The sequence below is a fragment of the Umezawaea sp. Da 62-37 genome (assembly GCF_032460545.1).
In the GTDB taxonomy this organism is placed as follows: Bacteria; Actinomycetota; Actinomycetes; order Mycobacteriales; family Pseudonocardiaceae; genus Umezawaea.
In genome coordinates this window covers 627,475-644,329 of record NZ_CP135965.1, presented here as the reverse complement: position 1 = coordinate 644,329, position 16,855 = coordinate 627,475, and the positions used below count along the sequence as shown (strand labels likewise).

Annotated in this window: 15 protein-coding genes; 11 read left to right on the top strand and 4 right to left on the bottom strand. The window is 70.1% G+C overall.

Going from position 1 to position 16,855, the window contains the following annotated elements:
• Window positions 1-45 precede the first annotated feature (45 nt).
• Genes RM788_RS02715 through RM788_RS02705 form a run of 3 tightly spaced genes read left to right on the top strand, consistent with a single transcriptional unit; the run spans window position 46 to window position 4,750 of the window.
• Window positions 46-1,470, top strand: coding sequence for an extracellular solute-binding protein (locus RM788_RS02715; RefSeq protein WP_315929871.1), 1,425 nt, complete (start codon window positions 46-48; stop codon window positions 1,468-1,470).
• Entirely contained in the window at window positions 1,467-3,476 is a 2,010-nt protein-coding gene (locus RM788_RS02710) for an ABC transporter permease (RefSeq protein ID WP_315929869.1), read from the top strand. Before RM788_RS02715 ends, RM788_RS02710 begins: the two co-directional genes overlap by 4 nt.
• Window positions 3,473-4,750, top strand: coding sequence for a mandelate racemase/muconate lactonizing enzyme family protein (locus RM788_RS02705; RefSeq protein ID WP_315929868.1), 1,278 nt, complete (start codon window positions 3,473-3,475; stop codon window positions 4,748-4,750). The genes RM788_RS02710 and RM788_RS02705 overlap by 4 nt, the downstream gene beginning before the upstream one ends.
• Before the next feature lie 9 nt (window positions 4,751-4,759).
• On the opposite strand, the gene RM788_RS02700 is transcribed toward RM788_RS02705, so the two are convergent.
• Together RM788_RS02700 and RM788_RS02695 are read right to left on the bottom strand one after the other, a co-directional pair.
• Window positions 4,760-5,500 (bottom strand): ribonuclease activity regulator RraA, encoded by a 741-nt coding sequence (locus tag RM788_RS02700; protein WP_315929866.1) that lies wholly within the window; start codon window positions 5,498-5,500, stop codon window positions 4,760-4,762.
• A 169-nt stretch (window positions 5,501-5,669) separates the two neighbouring features.
• Complete coding sequence (locus RM788_RS02695; RefSeq protein WP_315934966.1) at window positions 5,670-6,242, bottom strand: TetR/AcrR family transcriptional regulator C-terminal domain-containing protein; 573 nt, start codon at window positions 6,240-6,242, stop codon at window positions 5,670-5,672.
• Window positions 6,243-6,333: 91 nt separating this feature from the next.
• On the opposite strand from RM788_RS02695, the gene RM788_RS02690 reads away from it, so the two are divergent.
• Window positions 6,334-7,590 carry an FAD-dependent monooxygenase gene (locus RM788_RS02690; protein ID WP_315929865.1) on the top strand — a complete coding sequence of 419 codons (1,257 nt, stop codon included), beginning with the start codon at window positions 6,334-6,336 and terminating at the stop codon, window positions 7,588-7,590.
• Window positions 7,591-7,783: 193 nt separating this feature from the next.
• Here RM788_RS02690 and RM788_RS02685 read toward each other — a convergent pair whose 3' ends face one another.
• Window positions 7,784-8,734 (bottom strand): SMP-30/gluconolactonase/LRE family protein, encoded by a 951-nt coding sequence (locus RM788_RS02685; protein ID WP_315929864.1) that lies wholly within the window; start codon window positions 8,732-8,734, stop codon window positions 7,784-7,786.
• A 435-nt stretch (window positions 8,735-9,169) separates the two neighbouring features.
• Here RM788_RS02685 and RM788_RS02680 point away from each other — a divergent pair, with 435 nt between their 5' ends.
• The 7 genes from RM788_RS02680 (at window position 9,170) to RM788_RS02650 (ending at window position 15,949) form a co-directional block, all read left to right on the top strand.
• On the top strand, window positions 9,170-10,147 hold the full coding sequence (locus RM788_RS02680; protein ID WP_315929863.1) for a tetratricopeptide repeat protein: 978 nt from the start codon (window positions 9,170-9,172) through the stop codon (window positions 10,145-10,147).
• Between the two features lie 657 nt (window positions 10,148-10,804).
• Entirely contained in the window at window positions 10,805-11,971 is a 1,167-nt protein-coding gene (locus RM788_RS02675) for a glycosyltransferase (RefSeq protein WP_315929861.1), read from the top strand.
• Window positions 11,968-13,287: an aromatic ring-hydroxylating oxygenase subunit alpha gene (locus RM788_RS02670; RefSeq protein WP_315929860.1), complete on the top strand. Its 1,320-nt coding sequence runs from the start codon at window positions 11,968-11,970 to the stop codon at window positions 13,285-13,287. Before RM788_RS02675 ends, RM788_RS02670 begins: the two co-directional genes overlap by 4 nt.
• Window positions 13,284-13,796, top strand: a complete 513-nt coding sequence (locus RM788_RS02665; RefSeq protein ID WP_315929859.1) for an aromatic-ring-hydroxylating dioxygenase subunit beta — start codon at window positions 13,284-13,286, stop codon at window positions 13,794-13,796. Before RM788_RS02670 ends, RM788_RS02665 begins: the two co-directional genes overlap by 4 nt.
• Before the next feature lie 10 nt (window positions 13,797-13,806).
• Entirely contained in the window at window positions 13,807-15,012 is a 1,206-nt protein-coding gene (locus RM788_RS02660) for an MFS transporter (RefSeq protein WP_315929857.1), read from the top strand.
• 3 nt (window positions 15,013-15,015) lie between these two features.
• Window positions 15,016-15,408 carry a carboxymuconolactone decarboxylase family protein gene (locus tag RM788_RS02655; protein WP_315929856.1) on the top strand — a complete coding sequence of 131 codons (393 nt, stop codon included), beginning with the start codon at window positions 15,016-15,018 and terminating at the stop codon, window positions 15,406-15,408.
• Window positions 15,398-15,949, top strand: a complete 552-nt coding sequence (locus RM788_RS02650; protein ID WP_315929854.1) for a hypothetical protein — start codon at window positions 15,398-15,400, stop codon at window positions 15,947-15,949. The genes RM788_RS02655 and RM788_RS02650 overlap by 11 nt, the downstream gene beginning before the upstream one ends.
• Here RM788_RS02650 and RM788_RS02645 read toward each other — a convergent pair.
• Complete coding sequence (locus RM788_RS02645) at window positions 15,892-16,548, bottom strand: flavodoxin family protein (RefSeq protein ID WP_315929852.1); 657 nt, start codon at window positions 16,546-16,548, stop codon at window positions 15,892-15,894. The genes RM788_RS02650 and RM788_RS02645 overlap by 58 nt on opposite strands.
• Window positions 16,549-16,855: the final 307 nt, after the last annotated feature.

The following is a 16,855-nucleotide window of genomic DNA, read 5'->3' as shown; positions in this document are numbered from 1 at the left end:
GCCCCGTCGGTACGCGTCCGCTCGACGGACGCGAAAGGAGTTGTCGTGGAAGAGAAATCGGACCTGTCGAGGCGCACGTTCCTCGGGATGAGCGCGCTGGGCGTGCTCGGTCTGGCCGGGTGCGGGGGAGGCCCCGCACCCGCGCCGCAGGTCGACGTCCAGGTGCCGCAGGCACTGCTCGACCAGGCCGCCGCGCTCCGCGGCGGGTCGGTGGGGATGCTCTCGCAGAAGCTGTACTCGGAGGCCGCCAACAAGGCGCTGGACCACTCGCTCCAGGTGTTCGCGCAAGCCACCGGCACCACGGTCCGCAACGACCTGGTCTCCGGCGACGCGGGCGACATGGTCGCGAAGATGGACGCCGAGGTGAAGGCGGGCACCAACCGCGACCTCGCCTTCATGAGCGATCTGCGGTTCGTCGGCCAGCTCCACAACCTCGGCGACCTCACCGACGTCACCGACGTGGTCGACGAGATGCGCGCGCTCTACGGGGAACCCGCGACGGAGGCGGCCAACTACTGCGTGTTCGACGGGCGCTGGTTCGCGATCCCCTACCACTTCATCGCGACCGGGATGTACCTGCGCAAGGACTGGTACGAGGAGAAGGGGCTCCCGCTCAAACCCCACTACACGTGGGAGGAGTTGCGCGACAACGCGTTGGCGGTCTCCGACCCGGCGAAGCGGCGCTTCGGCTGGGGTCTCACGGTGAACCGGTCCGGCGACGCCAACGGTTTCATCGCGAACGTCATCAACACCTACGGCGGCGCGATCGCGGACAACACCGGTACGAAGGTGGTGTTCGACTCGCCGGAGACCGTCGCCGCCGTCGCGTTCATCGGCGACATCTACACGAACCCGAAGTACGCGCCGATGCTGCCACCGGGGATCGGGAGCTGGACCGACTCGAGCAACAACGAGAACTGGCTGGCGCAGATCCTGGGGCTCACGCTCAACCAGTTCAGCGTCTACGCCGACTCGAAGACCAAGAACAACCCGGTCTACGCCAACACGCACCCGTTCAACGGCGCCACCGGACCGGCGCTCGACAAGCCGCTCGCGTACGGCCAGTCGAACTCGTTCGTCGTGTTCAAGGGGGCGAAGAACCCCGACCTCGCCAAGCTGGTGGCGAAGTTCATGGTCGGCGGGAGCGCGCTGCTCGGCGTCGCGAAGGGAGCACCGTGCCTGGTCAACCCCGCGTGGGACAAGGTGTGGGACTCCGACCCGTACTACACCAGCGGTGACCCGGCCTTCGCCGCGCTGCGGGAGCAGACCCGCACGCCGCTCCCGCTGACCACCAAGACCGGCTACTCGTTCCCCCAGGCCCCGAGTCCTGGCGAGCAGGCCGCCACCGCCGCCTACCTGCTGACCGACATGATGCAGTCGGTCATCCAGGGCGCCCGGCCCGCCGAGGCCGTCGCCTCGACCCACGCCCGGATCGTCCAGGTCTTCGAACAGCAGGGGTACAAGCAGTGACCGTCCTGCCCCCGCGTCCGGCGCCGGTCCGCCCGGCGCCGGGCGCGTCGTCCTCGCGCACCACGTCGCAGCGGCTCCTCGGGCGCGACTGGCGCCTCGCCGCGGTGTTCATCGGGCCGACGCTGCTGCTGGTCGCGGGCCTGATCCTGTTCCCGATCATCAGCTCGGTCTTCTCCAGCACCACGGAACGCCACGGCGCGGAGACGGTCTTCGTCGGGCTGGACAACTACACCGCCCTCATCGACGACGCCCTGTTCCACAAGGGCGTGCTCAACTCGTTCGTCTTCACCGCGTACGCCGAGATCTTCAAGGTGACCCTCGGCCTCATCGCGGCGTTGATGCTGCACCACATGCGCCGCGGCCGGGCGGTCATCGCCGGGGTCATCCTGCTGCCGTGGGTGGTGCCGACGGTCGTCACGGCCTTCACCTGGCGGTCGCTGTTCGACCCGATCTTCGGCAGCGTCAACGTCCTGCTCACCGACTCCGGCATCGGGCCAGCCCTCGCCGCGATCGGGCTCGTCGACAAGTGGCCCGCGGAGTGGCTGTCCGACCCCGCCCTGGCGATGCCCGCGGTCATCCTGGTCAACGTCTGGAAGGGCATCCCGTTCTTCACGGTGACGTTCCTCGCCGGGCTCAAGGCCATCGACGGCGGCCTCTACGAGGCGGCGATGGTGGACGGAGCCTCGCCGTGGCAGCGCTTCCTGCACATCACGCTGCCGGGCCTGCGCAACATCATGATCGTGACGGTGCTGCTGTCGTCGATCTGGACGTTCAACAACTTCGACCTGATCTGGCTGATGACCCAGGGCGGACCGGGGGACGCCACCGCCCCGTACGTGATGGTGGCCTACTCGAAGGCCATCCAGCAGCTGCAAGTGGGCGCGGGCGCCGCGGTCACGCTGGTGATGCTGCCGATCATCGGGATCCTCGTGGTGATCCTCGTGCGGATGATGCGACGCGGCGACCAGCCGGGCGCGAGCGACATGGGGCGCGGGCGGTTGAGTCCCGCACAGCGCGCCGCGATGCCGTGGGTGATCGTCCTGGCCTCGGTCCTCATGCTGGTCTGGGCGTCGCCGCACATCGTGTGGAAGGCCGCGCTCGTGCTGGGCGTGTTCGTGGTGCTCGCGGCCGCCGTCGGCCGGGTCGTCTCCGCGCTCGCCGCGCGGGGCAACGTGTTGGCCGCACGCCTGGTCGGCGGCACCGGAACGGGGATCGCGCTCGTGGGCCTCCTGGGCTTCGTGCTCGCCCCGCTCTACTGGATGACGGTCACCGCGTTCAAGTCCGACGACCAGATCGTCGCGCGCACCGACGACCTCTGGCCGACCCCGTGGAGCACCGAGCAGTTCACCAACCTGTTCACGGGCAGGGCGTTCGGCACCTGGTACGTCAACACGATCCTGGTGTCGGTGGCGTCCACCGCGATAGCCCTGGTCTGCGCGGCGCTGGCGGGCTACGCGTTGGCGCGGTTGAAGTTCCGGGGTTCGGAGAGCTTCACGGTGATGATCCTGCTCACCTACGTGATGCCGGGCGCGCTGCTGTTCATCCCGCTGTACCAGATGATGAGCGGGATCGGGCTCAACGACTCGTTGTGGGCGCTCGTGCTCGCCTACCCCACGTTCACCCTGCCGTTCGCGACGTGGCTGCTCGTCGGGTACTTCAAGTCGATCCCGGCCGACCTGGAGGAGGCCGCGCTGGTCGACGGCTGCACGCGGTTCGGGGCGTTCATCCGGATCGTGCTGCCGCTGGCCAAACCGGGCCTGCTCGCGGTCGCGCTGTTCACGCTCACCAACGCGTGGAACGAGTTCCTGTTCGCGTTCGTGTTCATCACCAAGGACGACTACAAGACCCTGCCCGTCGGCATGCAGTCGATGATCTTCGGTGACGTCGTGCCGCAGGGGCAGTTGGCCGCGGCCTCGCTGCTGATCAGCATCCCGGTAGTGGCGATGTACGGGTTCGGGCAGCGGTTCCTGACCGAGGGCCTCACCGCGGGGGCGGTGAAGGGATGAGCGAGACCCCGACGGTCACGGAGGAGCACGTCGCGACGGCGTCCCGGCCGAGCGACCTGCGCATCACCGACCTGCGGGTGGCCAACGTGGCCGGTGTGCCGTTCCGCTCGTCGATCATCAGGATCGACACCAACCAGGGGCTGGTCGGCTACGGGGAGGTGCGCGACCAGGCCAGCGCCACCTACGCGCTCGTGCTCAAGAGCAGGCTCGTCGGCGAGAACCCCTGCAACGTCGACAAGGTCTTCCGCAAGATCAGGCAGTTCGGGTCCCACGGCCGCCAGGGCGGCGGGGTCTCCGGCGTCGAGATGGCGCTGATGGACCTCGCGGGCAAGGCGTACGGCGTGCCCGCGTACGCGCTGATCGGAGGCCGGTTCCGGGACGAGATCCGCTGCTACGCGGACACGCCGTCGCTGTCGGACCCGCACGAGATGGGCGCCCGGCTGCTGGAGCGCAGGCAGCGCGGGTTCACGATGCTGAAGATGGACGTGGGCATCGACCTGCTATGGGACGTTCCGGGGGCGCTGATCGCGCCGCCGGGCGCCCGCGCGGACCGGACGACGATGCACCCGTTCACCGGCATCCAGGTCACCGCGAAGGGCGTCGACCACCTGGCGTCCTACGTGGACACCGTCCGCTCCGTCGTCGGCTACGACATCGCGCTCGCCGCCGACCACTTCGGCCACATCGCCCTCGACTCCTGCATCCGGATCGGCCGCGCGCTGGAGCCGTTCACCCTGGCGTGGATCGAGGACCTGATCCCGTGGCAGCTGACCGACCAGTGGCGCCAGCTCGCCGCCGCCGTCGCCGTCCCGACGTGCACGGGGGAGGACATCTACCTGCTCGACGGCTTCCGGCCGCTGCTGGACGCCGGCGCCATCCGCGTCGTGCACCCCGACCCGGCGACGGCGGGCGGGATCGCGGAGACCAAGCGGCTCGGCGACTACGCGCAGGAACGCGGGATCCCGATGGCGCTGCACCTGGCGGCGTCACCGATCGCGACGATGGCCTGCGTGCACCTGGCCGCCGCCACGGAGAACTTCCTCGCGCTCGAACACCACGCGGCCGAGGTGGAGTTCTGGAGCGACCTCGTCACCGACCTGCCCCGCCCGCTCATCCGGAACGGCCACATCGCGGTGCCGGACACGCCGGGACTGGGGTTCGGCGACATCGACGAGGAGCTGCTGCGCCGCCACCTCGACCCGCGCGACCCGGTGTTCTTCGCCGAGACGACGCACTGGGACGCGGAGGCGAGCCACGACCGGCTGTGGAGCTGAAAGCCCTCGTCAGGACGGGCCCTGCCCGGCACGCCACCGCTCGTACTCGGGCCGGGCCGCGTCCGACAACGGGTAGTACAGCCGCAGGTCGCCGCCCTCGGCCAGCCGGATCCGGGAGAACTCCTCCCACTCCGCGTGCTCCTGGGCGGCGGCCAGCAGGGCGGGCGCGAGCTTGATCGGCACCACGACCGCCCCGTCGTCGTCGGCGACGACGATGTCGCCCGGCTCGACGAGCGTGCCGCCGCACGCCACCGGCACGTTGACGGCGGCCGGGACGATGTCGGTCTGGGCGTGGAAGTTCGGCGTTGCACCACGGATCCACAGCCCGAGACCGAGCTTCTTGGCCTCGCCGATGTCGCGCAGGCACCCGTCGACCACCACACCGGCGCCACCGCGACCCTTGAAGTAGGTCAGCATCATCTCGCCGAACACGCCGCTGCTCATGTCACCGCGCGCGTCGACGACGATCATGTCGCCGGGCTGGGCGTGGTACATGACGTGCCGGTGCAGCTGCTTCTCCGGCTCGGCGTACTCGTCGACGGGGTAGAGGTCCTCCCGCTTCGGCAGGAACTGCAGCGTCAGCGCCGGGCCCGCCACGCACACGCCGGGGGTCGCCGAAACCGGGCCGCGGATGAACGCGCTGCGGATGCCCATGCGGCTGAGCTCGGCGCTGGCCGTCGCGCTGCCGATGGCCGCGAGGGCCGCGCTGAGTTCGGCGGGCGGGCGGGCGATGTCGTGCGACTCGACCACGTCGGTAGCTCCCTCGGGTCCGCGCTGACCAGGATCATCGGAGAGTTCCACAGGGGACCTCGATTCGAGCGTAGTCCGGGGAAAGCGCTTTCGCGATGCCTTGCGGACGGTGGCGCGGTGCTGCTCCGCACGACGCCCGCTCGTCCTCCTCCGATGGGGGCCCGGAGTGTCAGCGGGGTCGGTTCGAGAGGTGGCCGGCGCGCTGGACAAGACCTTCGACGATCAGCGCGAGTCCCGCTTCGAACGCCTCCGCCCGGTCCAGGCGGGGCCCCTCGTGGCTGTCGTCCCCGGCGTCCGCCTGCTCCTCCAGCACGCTGCCGACGGTGAAGTGGCTGGTGGTGAGCATCGCGACCCGCGCGTCGTGTTCGGGCAGCCCCGCGGAGACCAGGAAGTCGAACTTGTGGAGGGCGCGCGAGAAGTCCACGCCCTGGGGGGTGGTTCCGGCGTGGAGGCGCGCGCCGTCGCGATGTGCCAGCAGCGCCCGCCGGAAGCTGTGCGAGTTCTCCACGAGCCAGTCGCGCCAGTCGTCCGACGGCGTCGGCAGGGGAGCCGTCGCGTGGCCGAGCATGGCGGCCTCCGCCATGGCGTCGAGCAGCGACGCCTTGTTGCGGAAGTGCCAGTAGAGCGAAGGTTGTTCCACGCCAAGGCGTTTCGCCAGCTGCCTGGTGCTCACCGCGTCGAGCCCCAGTTCGTCGAGGAGGGCGAGCGCCTCGCTCACGATGGTCTCGCGGTCCAACTTCATCACGTCGACAGCCTATCACTGATAGGCCTTGACGACCTATCAGTGATAGGTGATGCTGGGCGTCGGTTACCTATCACTGAAAGGGGAGCACATGGACGCGACATCCAGGTCTTCGTTGAAGGTCCTCGTCTGCGGCGGCGGCATCGCCGGACAGGCGGTGGCCTACTGGCTCGGACGAGGTGGTCACGAGGTCGTGGTGGTGGAGCGCTTCCCGGCGCTGCGCGCGACCGGGGCGCAGGTCGACCTGCGCGGGCAGGGCATCGAGGCGATCGAACGCATGGGTCTGCTCGACGCCGTGAAGGACGAACTCGTGCACGAGCCGGGCGTGGCGTTCGTGGACGCGCGGGGCAGGAGGTGGGGCGCCGTCATGGCGAACACCTCGGGGAAGGGCCGGCAGACCCTGACGTCCGAGTACGAGATCATGCGCGGGGACCTGGTGCGCGTCCTCCACAACGCGACGAAGGACGACGCCCGGTTCGTCTTCGGGGTCGAGGTCGAGAGCTTCGAGCAGGACGAGGACCGGGTGGTCGCGCGCTTCTCCGACGGGACCTCCGACGAGTTCGACGTCCTGATCGGAGCGGACGGCCAGGGGTCGCGCGTCCGCCGGGACCTCCTGCCCGCCGGCGGCCCCGACCCGTACCGGCCCGTGGGGATCCACATGGCGTACTGGTTCGTTCCGCGCGACGCGACCGACAGCGACCTCAGGGAGACCTACAACCCGCCCGGCCGCCGCATGATCATGCGGCGGAGCCACAACGCCACCGAGACCCAGGTCTACTTCGCGATGTGGGACGAGTCCGAGGAGGCCGCCGCGATCCACCGCCGACCGGTCGACGAGCAGAAGCGCTTCTGGGCCGACAGGTTCCGCGACGCCGGGTGGCAGGCCGGGAGGTTCCTCGCGGGTATGGAGGAGGCCGGGTTCTTCTACTCCCAGGAGGTCACCCAGGTCCGGATCCCGACCTGGTCCGAAGGGCGCGTCGCCCTCGTCGGGGACGCCGGCTACTGCTCGTCGCCCTACAGCGGCATGGGGACGTCCGCGGCACTGGTCGGCGCCTACGTCCTGGCGGGCGAGATCAACCGGAACCCCGGCAGCATCCCGACGGCGTTCGCGAACTACCGGGCGACGCTCCAGCCCTTCGTCGACAACATCCAGGCCAGGGTCAACCCGAAGATCCTGCGATTCGGGTTCCCGGAGGGCAGGCTCGGGATCAACGCCCTGCTGACCCTGGGCGCGGTGGGCAGCTTCCTCCGACTCCCCGAACTCGCGGCCCGGTTCGCGAAGGAGGACCGCGGCGGGGACTGGCCGTTGCCGGACTACTCGGACCTGCGGGTAGGCCGGACCGGGTAGCCGGGTTCCCCCGACGAGGTCGTCCCGTTCGACGGCCGGGATTGCCGAGGGCGGCCGAGCGCGGTCGTGCCGCGCACGTCGGGGGAGTGCGACACCGGGAACGGATGCCGCACTCCCCGCGATCAGCGGGCCAGCTTGGCGACCATCGCCGTTGACCCACCTGACCGGCGCGGTGGACGGGCTGTCGACCAGGTCAGGACGACCGCGCGCCGACGCGGAGCGCGGTCAGCCAGTACTCGGTGGTGGACGACACCGGCACCTGGAACCGGGCGTTGGTGACGTAGAGCCAGTCGTTGGAGCGGGCGGTCGCGGTGGGCACGTCGAATCCTTCCGAGGTGAGGGTTTTCACGACCGAGCCGCTGGTGCCGGACCGGTCGAGGTGGACGACGGCGACCGCGTTGGCGGCGTTCTGCACGGCGTAGAGGGTGCGGCCTTCGCGGAACAGGCCGTCGGGGTGGGTGAAGGTCCGGCCCCCGAGGTCGACCTTGGCCGCCCGGCCGTCGTGCTCGACGCGGAAGAGCTCGCCGGTGGTGGAGTTCACGACCAGCAGGGCCCGGCCGTCGGGGGTGGTCGTGATGCCGTTGGCGTTGTACTCCGGCGTCTCCACCCACTCGCCGCTCAGCGGCACCCGTTCGACCCGCCCGTCCTGGAGCCGGTACAGGACGTCGTGGACCGAGTCGGTGAACACCGCCCCGCGCTCGGCCAGCAGCACGTCGTTGATGAACGCGGGCGTGCCCTTCGGGACCAGCTGGTAGGAGGCCAGCACCGCGCCGGTGCGCAGGTCGACCACCCGCGCGTCGCCCGCCACCCCGCCCGCGACGTACAACCGGTGCGCGCGGCTGTCGATCGCCAACCCGAGCGACTGCGTCCCCGGCCCCTGGCTGATCACCTCTCCCCGGCCGGTCGCGAGGTCGAGCGCGTAGATGTCGCCGTCGGCACGGGACCCGAGGTACGCGATCCCGTGCTCGATCGCGATGGACTCGGGCGGGAAGCCGGCGGGCAGGTCCACGCGGGTGGGGGTCCCACTGCCGCCGTGGTACCCGCGATCGGCCGCCACGGCGGGGAGGAGCGAGGAGGCCGCGAGCACGGCAGCCGTCGTGAGGGCGCCGGCGCCGAGCGTGGCGCGGCGGAGCAGTGTCGTCAAAACGGGGCCTTTCGAACGCGGTGGCAGGAGAGTCCTCGAAGGACGATGACCTCCGTCCTGCGGTGGACGGGAGTACGTGATCAAGCCTGCCGACCGGTGGGCCCGCCCGCCAACGCGGATCGGGGATGCGCACTATGCGCGTGGCGCATGGGAATGGGCGGATTCGACTTGTGGCAGGTACCGCGCGCACGTTGTCGGGGGCATGGGGATGGCGCCGATCGCGAAGCCGGGGATCGACAGCGTTCGGACAGGTTCCTCGGCCGTCGGTGCGCGCTGGTCGGGACGGCGGCTCGTCACCCGCGCAGGGTGTGCGGCGGGCGGAAGTGTCGATTGTGGACAGCGCCCGGCAGCGCTTGGGCAGGGCCGTCAAGGGCATGGGGACATGCAGGACGAACCCTCCTGCTCCGCCCGACCGACCCGCTGCGCTCGGAGTACTTGTTCACGACGACACCTGCGGCGTGGACGCTGCTGCGCGCGATCCAGCTCGCGGCGGACTGGGGTCTGACCGAGCAGGCCTGGGAGCTGGCGATCGCCGCGGTGCCCTACTACGACCACCGCAGCCTCTACCAGGACTGGAACCGCAGCCACCACATCGCGCTGGAGGCCATCAGCGGAGCCGGCAACACCCGCGGTGCGGCGGCTCTGCTGCAAGGGCTCGGCCAGGTGCACATCTACCTCGACGAGATGGACGAAGCCCAGCAGGACCTGAACCGGTGCCTTGAGCTGTACCGGGAGGTCGGCGATCGCCGGGGCGAAGGACTCGCGTTGGCGAGCCTGGCCACTGTGCACCGCGTCCGCGGCGACCTCGACATGGCGCTGACGAGGGACAAGGACGCGCTCGTCCACCTGGTGGCCGCCGGGCACCGGCAGGGGGAAGCGCAGATCCGCACCGCGATCGGCATCATCGGTTTCGAACAGGGCGCGGACGACGCCGGTCGGTGGATCGAGGACGGCCTGCGGATCGCCCGCCGACTCGGCGACCGGCACCGGCAGGCGGTGATCCTCCGCACGTTCAGCCGCTACCACCAGGGAACCGGCGACACACCCGCAGCCCTGCGCGACCTCATCGAGGCGCTGACGATCTTCAACGAGATCAGCGACGAGCGCTGCGGCGCCTACACCGATCAACGGCTCGGTGTGATCTACGCGGAACTAGGTGACCGCGTACGGGCGGATTCGGCCCTCCAGCGCGCGGCGCACGTCTTCCGGCTCAACGGCGACCGCAGCAACGAGGCCGCGTGCTGGCAACGGCTCGGCGAGTTGGAAAGCCAACTTGACGACACCGCCGCGGCCCGGCTCCACCTGGGCTTGGCGGTCGAGTTGTGGCGGGCCATCGACTTGCCCGAGCGCGCCGAGAGCGTGCAGGCCGCACTCGACGCGGTGACCGGCAGACCGAAGCCCGGCCCGGAGTGACCTGGCCGGGCCGCCGCGACCGGTGCTTGGACGACCTCGTCGCGTGAACCGGTCTTCGCCATTGTCGAATCGAATTGCCCGATCAAGAATCCTGGTCCACCGGAACCGGGGCGCAAGGCGATCTCCGAATGCATCGGATTTTGATGCAACTCCGGTCGTTCGCATTCCTCGGCCTCGACCGCTTCGGCTCCACCGCCCAGCGCCATTCAGCGGAAGGGGTGGTCCGACCCCAGTTCATCGCCCCTGTCCGGCAAAAGGCCGTAATCCCGGAGAGATCCGAAGTCAGATGTTTGACAGACCCTGGTAGCGTCCAGCAAGGTGTTCGCAGCCGCAGTTGTGGGGCATTGACATCGGTCGCACGTCTCGGCAGGTTCGCGGAACTGTTTGGGAGCAGGTGGTGGGTCCGGTTGTTCCGAGTAGTGTCGATCGATATGCCTCTTTGACGGTAATGGAGAATGCGTAGAGCCTTTCAGCGGCTCTCGGACGTCGATGGTCTTTTGCCTGCCGGACTTTTTCGCCTGTCCGGGGGTGGAGTCCGCGCGTCGCCGTCTTGACCCATTTCCGAAGGCGAGAGCGTCGCGGTCGTGCTGCTGTGGTGCATTCAGAGCCAGATCCCGAATCGGCCTGGTCGTCTTGTTCTCATGTATCGGAGATCTGATGCGCGTCGCCCTCCTCACCACGACCCAGCACGGTCATCTGAACCCGTACATCCCGGTGGTCAACGCGCTCCGAGCTGCCGGCAGCGAGGTCGACCTGCTGCTGTTGTCCGCGGACGGCGGCGTGCTCGACGAGCAGCGTCGTCAAGCCCTGGGCGAGGCGCGGGTCCACGAGGTCGGGCAGGTCGAGATGGCGCCGTGGAGCGGCGACCCGGCGAAGATCGGTCCGATGCTCGAATCGTCGCCGGTGGCGGACCGGACGGCCGACGCGCTCCGTGAGTTGGCGCCGGACTTCGTGCTCGTCGATTCGCTGCCGGTCACGGCGTCGGCCATCGTCGGCGCACACGCGTCCGGTGTGCCGTACGGGATGATCTGGGCCAACCTGGGCGGCGTGTGCCCGAGCGAGCACCGACGAGGTCGCTGGTCGTACGACGAGCAGGTCGGCGACTACCTGACCGGGCACGGTGTGCTGTGGTCGACCCGAACCCATTCGGCGCGTTCGCCGATCCTCAACCTGATGCCGTCGATTCCCGCTCTCGTCGGGGACGACGCGGTCACCGACGACGGCGTGCGGCTGGTCGGGTTGCCGGGTGCGGCGGGGGCCCGCGGTGACGAGGTCGCCTTCGCGGGCCTGGATCGGATCGACCCCGACCGGCCCGTCGTGCTCGTCTCCTTCGGCACGATCTTCTACCGGCGACCGGACCTGCTGCGCACGGTGATCACCGGGGCGGTGGCGACCGGTGCGCAGGTGATCGCCGCGGTGGGGGACCTCGCCGAAGAACTCGCGCTGCCCGCCGAAGTGCTCACCGCCCCTTACCTCCCGCAACGCGAGGTGCTCGAGCGCGCCGACGTGTTCATCACCCATGGCGGGTACAACTCGGTCGCGGAGTCGATCCGGGCGGCGACACCGATGCTGGTGATCCCGCTGGCCGTGGACCAGCCCGTGCAGGCGCACTTCGTGACCAGCGCGGGTTTCGGGACGGCGCTGGAGCCCGCGGGCGCCACCGAGCAGGCGGTCGCCGACGCCGTCACCGATCTGCTCGACCCCGCCAAGGACTACCGGGCCCGGTTGCGCGCCGCGCAGCCGGAGTGCGGCGATTCCGCCGCGCGCACGGCGGAGCTGGTCATCAGCACGGTCGACTCGCTACGACGAAAGGTGGAGCAGTGACGATCGAACTGCAGCGGCCGGTGGGCGAACCGATCGTGGTCGACGACCTCGAACGCCTCTCGTTCCGGGTGGATCGCCGCGCCTACACCGACGACGACCTGGCCGCGCAGGAGATGACCAGGATCTTCGATCGCTGCTGGTTGTACGTCGGGCACGAATCGGAGGTGCCGGAGCCGGGCTCCTACGTGGCGCGCGACGTCGGCGGGCGCCCGGTGGTCATGGCGCGCGGGTCCGACGGGGTGATCCGGGTCTTCGCGAACAGCTGCACCCACCGCGGGGCCCTGATCTGCTCGCAGCCGTCGGGGCAGACGAGATCGTTCCGATGTCCCTACCACGACTGGACGTTCTCCAACCACGGCGACCTGGTCGGCGTCCCGATCCCGGACGGGTACGGGCCGGGCTTCCGGAAGGCGGACTTCGGCCTGGCGCGGCACCGCAGTGACAGCTACCGCGGTTTCGTGTTCACCACCTTCGATCCGGAGCAGCCGCGGACCCTGCCCGAGTACCTGGCGGGCGCGAAGGACTACCTCGACCTGATCGACGACCAGTCCGACGTCGGGATGGAGGTGATCCAGGGCGCGCAACTCCACGGGGCTCGGGCCAACTGGAAGCTCATGATGGAGAACAGCGTCGACATCTACCACTTCCGGGCCCTGCACAAGCGCTACGTCGGCTACATGGAGTCGCTGGGGTCGGTGCCACCACGACGACGAGGCGGCTTCGGCTGCGCCCTCGGACTGGGGCACGCGGCCAACGAGCTGCCACCGGCGGCAGCCCGACCGCTCGCCTACTGGACGCCGATGTTCGGCCCCGAGGTCCGGCCGCGGATGGAGGCGACGGCGGCGCGGTTCGTCGACCGGTTCGGCGCCGAACGCGCCGAACGGATCACCGGCACCAATCGCGCGGTGCTGATCTTCCCCAACCTGATGATCATCGACGCGATCGCGATCACGATCCGCAAGATCGACCCGGTCGGGGCGGGGCAGATGGCCATCACCTCGGTCGCCCTGGCCCCCAAGGACGAGGACCCGGACATCCGGGAACTCCGCAAGAGCCACTACCTGACGTTCCTCGGCCCCGCGGGCTTCGCCACCCCCGACGACATCGAGATCGTCGAGTCGTGCCAACGGGGTTACCTCAACCGCACGGTCCGCTATTCGGATCTGTCCCGCGGCATGGGCAAGGAGGTCCCGGAGACCACCGACGAGCTTCCCGCCCGCGAGTTCTGGCGGCAGTGGGACCGGCTGATGCACGACGACGACGGTCACGTCGAGGTCGCCCACCGGGCCGACGTGGAAGGGGCGGAACCGCGATGACCGCCGAACTGACCGTCGACGAAGCGGCCGGGGTGCGGTTGTGGCACCGGGTGAGCCAGTTCCTCTTCCGCGAGGCGCGGTTGCTCGACGAGTGGCGCCTGCTCGAGTGGTACGACGAGATGCTGACCGACGACGTCCGCTACTCCGTGCCCGCGACCGACGTCCGCGGCGGGACGGCCGACGCGCTCGGGCTCATCGACGACGACGCCGCCCGGCTGCGCCAGCGGATCGAACAACTCCTCAACGGCGAGGTGTGGTGCGAGAACCCCCGGTCGCGGACGAATCGGATGATCACCAACGTGGAGGTCCTGACCGATCGGGGCACGCACCTCGACGTGGCGGCGAACGTCGTCGTGCACCGGTTCGGGCACGGGCGCTCCGACGCCTACGTCGCGAAGTACCGGTTCGAGCTCGTCGCCGAGGGCGGGTCGTTCCGGGTCCGGCGACGGGTCGTGGTGCTCGACCACGAGACGCTGTACGAGCACGGGAAGCTCAGCATCATCCTGTGATCGGGCAGTGATGGCGACCGGCCCCGGCACCGCCCCACCAGTTGCCGCCGCCCAGTCGAGCCTCCCCCGCGAGGTCTACGTCCTCAGCGTCGTCGGTGGCTGCGTCATGCTGGGCCTGGGACTGGTGCTCCCGGTGCTCCCGGTGTACGCGGCGACGTTCGGGGCCGGGCCGGCCCAGGTCGGAGCGCTCGTCGCCCTGTTCGCGGTGATGCGGCTGGCCACCAGCCCGTTCTGCGGCAGGCTCGGAGTCCGCTTCGGGGACCGGCGGGTCCTGGTCGCGGGCCTGCTGCTGTGCGCGGTCTCCTCGGCCCTGACGGCGTTCGCCGGGTCTTACGGGCAACTGCTGGTGTTCCGCGGTCTCGGCGGCGTCGGCTCGGTGCTGTTCTCGGTGTCCGCACTGGCGACGCTCCTGGCGATCGCGCCCGCCGACCGGCGGGGCCGGGCGGGCGCGGTGTTCGAGGCGGGCTTCCTGCTCGGCGGGATCTGCGGACCGGCACTGGGCGGTCTCCTCGCCCACATCGCCCTGTCCGCGCCGTTCCTGGCGTACACCGCGCTGCTGCTGGCCGCGGCGGTGCTGACCCTGGTGGTGTTCCGCCCCGGCCGGACCGCGGGCGCGGAGTCCGGCCGCGAGGTGGTCCGGCTACCGGTCCTGCTGCGGGACCGGCGCTACCTGGTGGCCTGCCTGGCGGCGTTGGCGCAGGGATGGGTCCTGTTCGGACTGCGCAGCGCGCTGGTCCCCGCGGTGGTCGTGGCGTGGCGGTACGACGTGACGTGGGTCGGATGGGCGTTCACGGTGTCCGCCGTCGTCCAAGCGCTGCTGATCATGCCGGCAGGCCGGGTCGTCGACCTGGCGGGACGCCGACCCGCCATGATCGCCGGCACCGGTGTGGCCGCCGCGGCGATCACAGCCCTGGTGTTCGTGGAGAGCTACGTCTGGCTCGTCGTCCTGCTCAGCGTGTACGCGGCGGGATCGGCACTGCTCAACGCCGCACCGGCCGCGCTGATCGGTGACGTCGTCGCCGGCCGGGCGGGCAGTGGCGTCGCGGTCTTCTCGATGTGCACCGACGTCGGCGCCGCGGTCGGACCGGTCGTCGTCGGGATCATCGCCGAGCGGGTCGGTTTTCCCGCCGCCTTCGGCAGTGGCGCCGCACTGCTGGTCGTCGCCTTCGCGGCGTCGTGGACGTTGACAACCGCCCGGCCCACACAAAGGAGTTGATCGGTGAACCAGCCCTCCGACAGACACGAGCGGGGTGAGGCCATGTTCCAGCAGGTCTTCGGCCGCGAACCGCGCCCCGGCTCCTACCCGGAGTTCCTGCGGATCACCGTCGACCACCTGTTCGGCGAGATCTGGACCCGTCCGCACCTGAGCGTCGAGGAGCGCGAGCTGATCGCGCTGACCGCGGTCGCGCTGGCGCGGACCGACTGGGAGTTGCGCGGCCACATCGGTGCCGCGCTGCACCTCGGGATGTCGCGGGAGAAGGTCGTCGAGGTCATCATCCAGCTCGCCTACTACGGTGGCTGGCCGGTCGCCAACAACGGGCTGCGCGTCGCCCAGGAGGTCTTCGCCGAGCTGGACCGCGACACCGGTGGGGACGCGGACCGTGACCGGTGAACCGCTTCCCCTCGATCCGGTTCCCCTCGATCCGGCTGAGAAGGTCGACCTGTGGCGCCAGCGGTACTTCGAGGCCCAGGCCGCCGCGGAGGAGTTCATCCTGGGGGAGCACGGCGAAGAGGGCCTGGCCGCGTGGATCCAGGCGAACTCCCGCATCACCGCGGAACTGCTGCGGGCGCAACGGCCCGCCGGGGTGTCCGCCACCGACCACTTCATGACCCGGTTGCAGCGCCAACTCCTGTTGTACGACTCGGTGGTGACCAGTGAGTCCCAGCCCTCGGGCACCGTCCTGCGCAACGCCGACTGCGGAATCCTCCGGTACCGCAAACGGGCCGCCCGCAACGGTGTCGTGCTGACGTTCGCGTCACCGTGCGGGTACTGCCAGGAACTCAACACCGCCATCGCCACCCGCTACGTGGAGCCGGGCGTCGCGGTGTCGTGCGAACAGGCGGGCGACGGCTGCACCTGGCGCGCGGACGCCCCTCACGCCCCCGGCGAGGGTGCGACCGGGTCACCGCACCGCGGACGGGCCGGTGGCTGAAGCAGCGGCAGTGCCGTGCGGTGCTCGGCGGGCGACCGGCCGATGTCGAGCGTCATGCCGAGTTGCCTGCCCACGGCCGCGCACAGGTCGAACGCCGCGGTGCGGGTCAGGTCCTGGTGATCGTTCTGGGTGAAGCACGCCGACGCCACGTTCTTGTTCCGCAGGCGCTGGTACCACGGGGACAACGATCCCAGCGCGGGCTCGGTCAGCATCGTGCGCGAATGCACGATCGTCCCCACCAGCAGGCCGCCGAACGGGCGTTGCGCGTCGTTCATGGAACTCTTCAGGCGTTCCTGGAAGATCTTCAGCACCGCGGGCACGTTCCCCGCGTACACCGGCATGGCGAGCAGCATCGCCTGCGCGCCGTCGGCCAGACCGACGACGTGCTCGAAGTCGTCGTCGAGCGTGCACCGGCCGACCTCGGGATCGAGGCAGGTGTCCTCGCCTTCGCACATCGCGATGCGGTGGTCGATCAACCGGATCCGCTGGACCTCCGCGTCGCCGATCTCCCGGAGGAGGCCGGTGATCGCCGCCTCGAGCAGCGCGTCGGTCACCGACGGGAGGCGCTTCTGCGTGCAGGACAACGCGACGATCTTCATCCGGGGAGCCTTCCTCGTCCGCTCAGCGCCACCCGGGACGGTCACCTGGCGGAGCCCCGTGGCCGCGCGCTGAACCGGTCCCAACCTACCCACAATCGAGCGCCACCGAAACGGGTGTGAAGGGTCGGTCCCGCTCGATGTCCTGTCCCGCACGGGTCACCGCGGCAGCGGGGCCTCGACGCGCCCGATCGCGGATGTCGGCGCACCGGCCACTGTGGACGGTCGGGTCGTCGCGGCCGCCCGGCGAGTTCCCCGACTTGGCGGAACTCGCCGGGCGGCCTGACCCTGGTCGACGGAGGGTCGATCC

Coding starts and splice junctions, on each gene's coding strand:
- RM788_RS02675 (WP_315929861.1), top strand. CDS start 10,805: ATGCGCGTCGCCCTCCTCACCACGACCCAGCACGGTCATCTGAACCCG.
- RM788_RS02665 (WP_315929859.1), top strand. CDS start 13,284: ATGACCGCCGAACTGACCGTCGACGAAGCGGCCGGGGTGCGGTTGTGG.
- RM788_RS02690 (WP_315929865.1), top strand. CDS start 6,334: ATGGACGCGACATCCAGGTCTTCGTTGAAGGTCCTCGTCTGCGGCGGC.
- RM788_RS02705 (WP_315929868.1), top strand. CDS start 3,473: ATGAGCGAGACCCCGACGGTCACGGAGGAGCACGTCGCGACGGCGTCC.
- RM788_RS02695 (WP_315934966.1), bottom strand. CDS start 6,242: ATGAAGTTGGACCGCGAGACCATCGTGAGCGAGGCGCTCGCCCTCCTC.
- RM788_RS02660 (WP_315929857.1), top strand. CDS start 13,807: ATGGCGACCGGCCCCGGCACCGCCCCACCAGTTGCCGCCGCCCAGTCG.
- RM788_RS02645 (WP_315929852.1), bottom strand. CDS start 16,548: ATGAAGATCGTCGCGTTGTCCTGCACGCAGAAGCGCCTCCCGTCGGTG.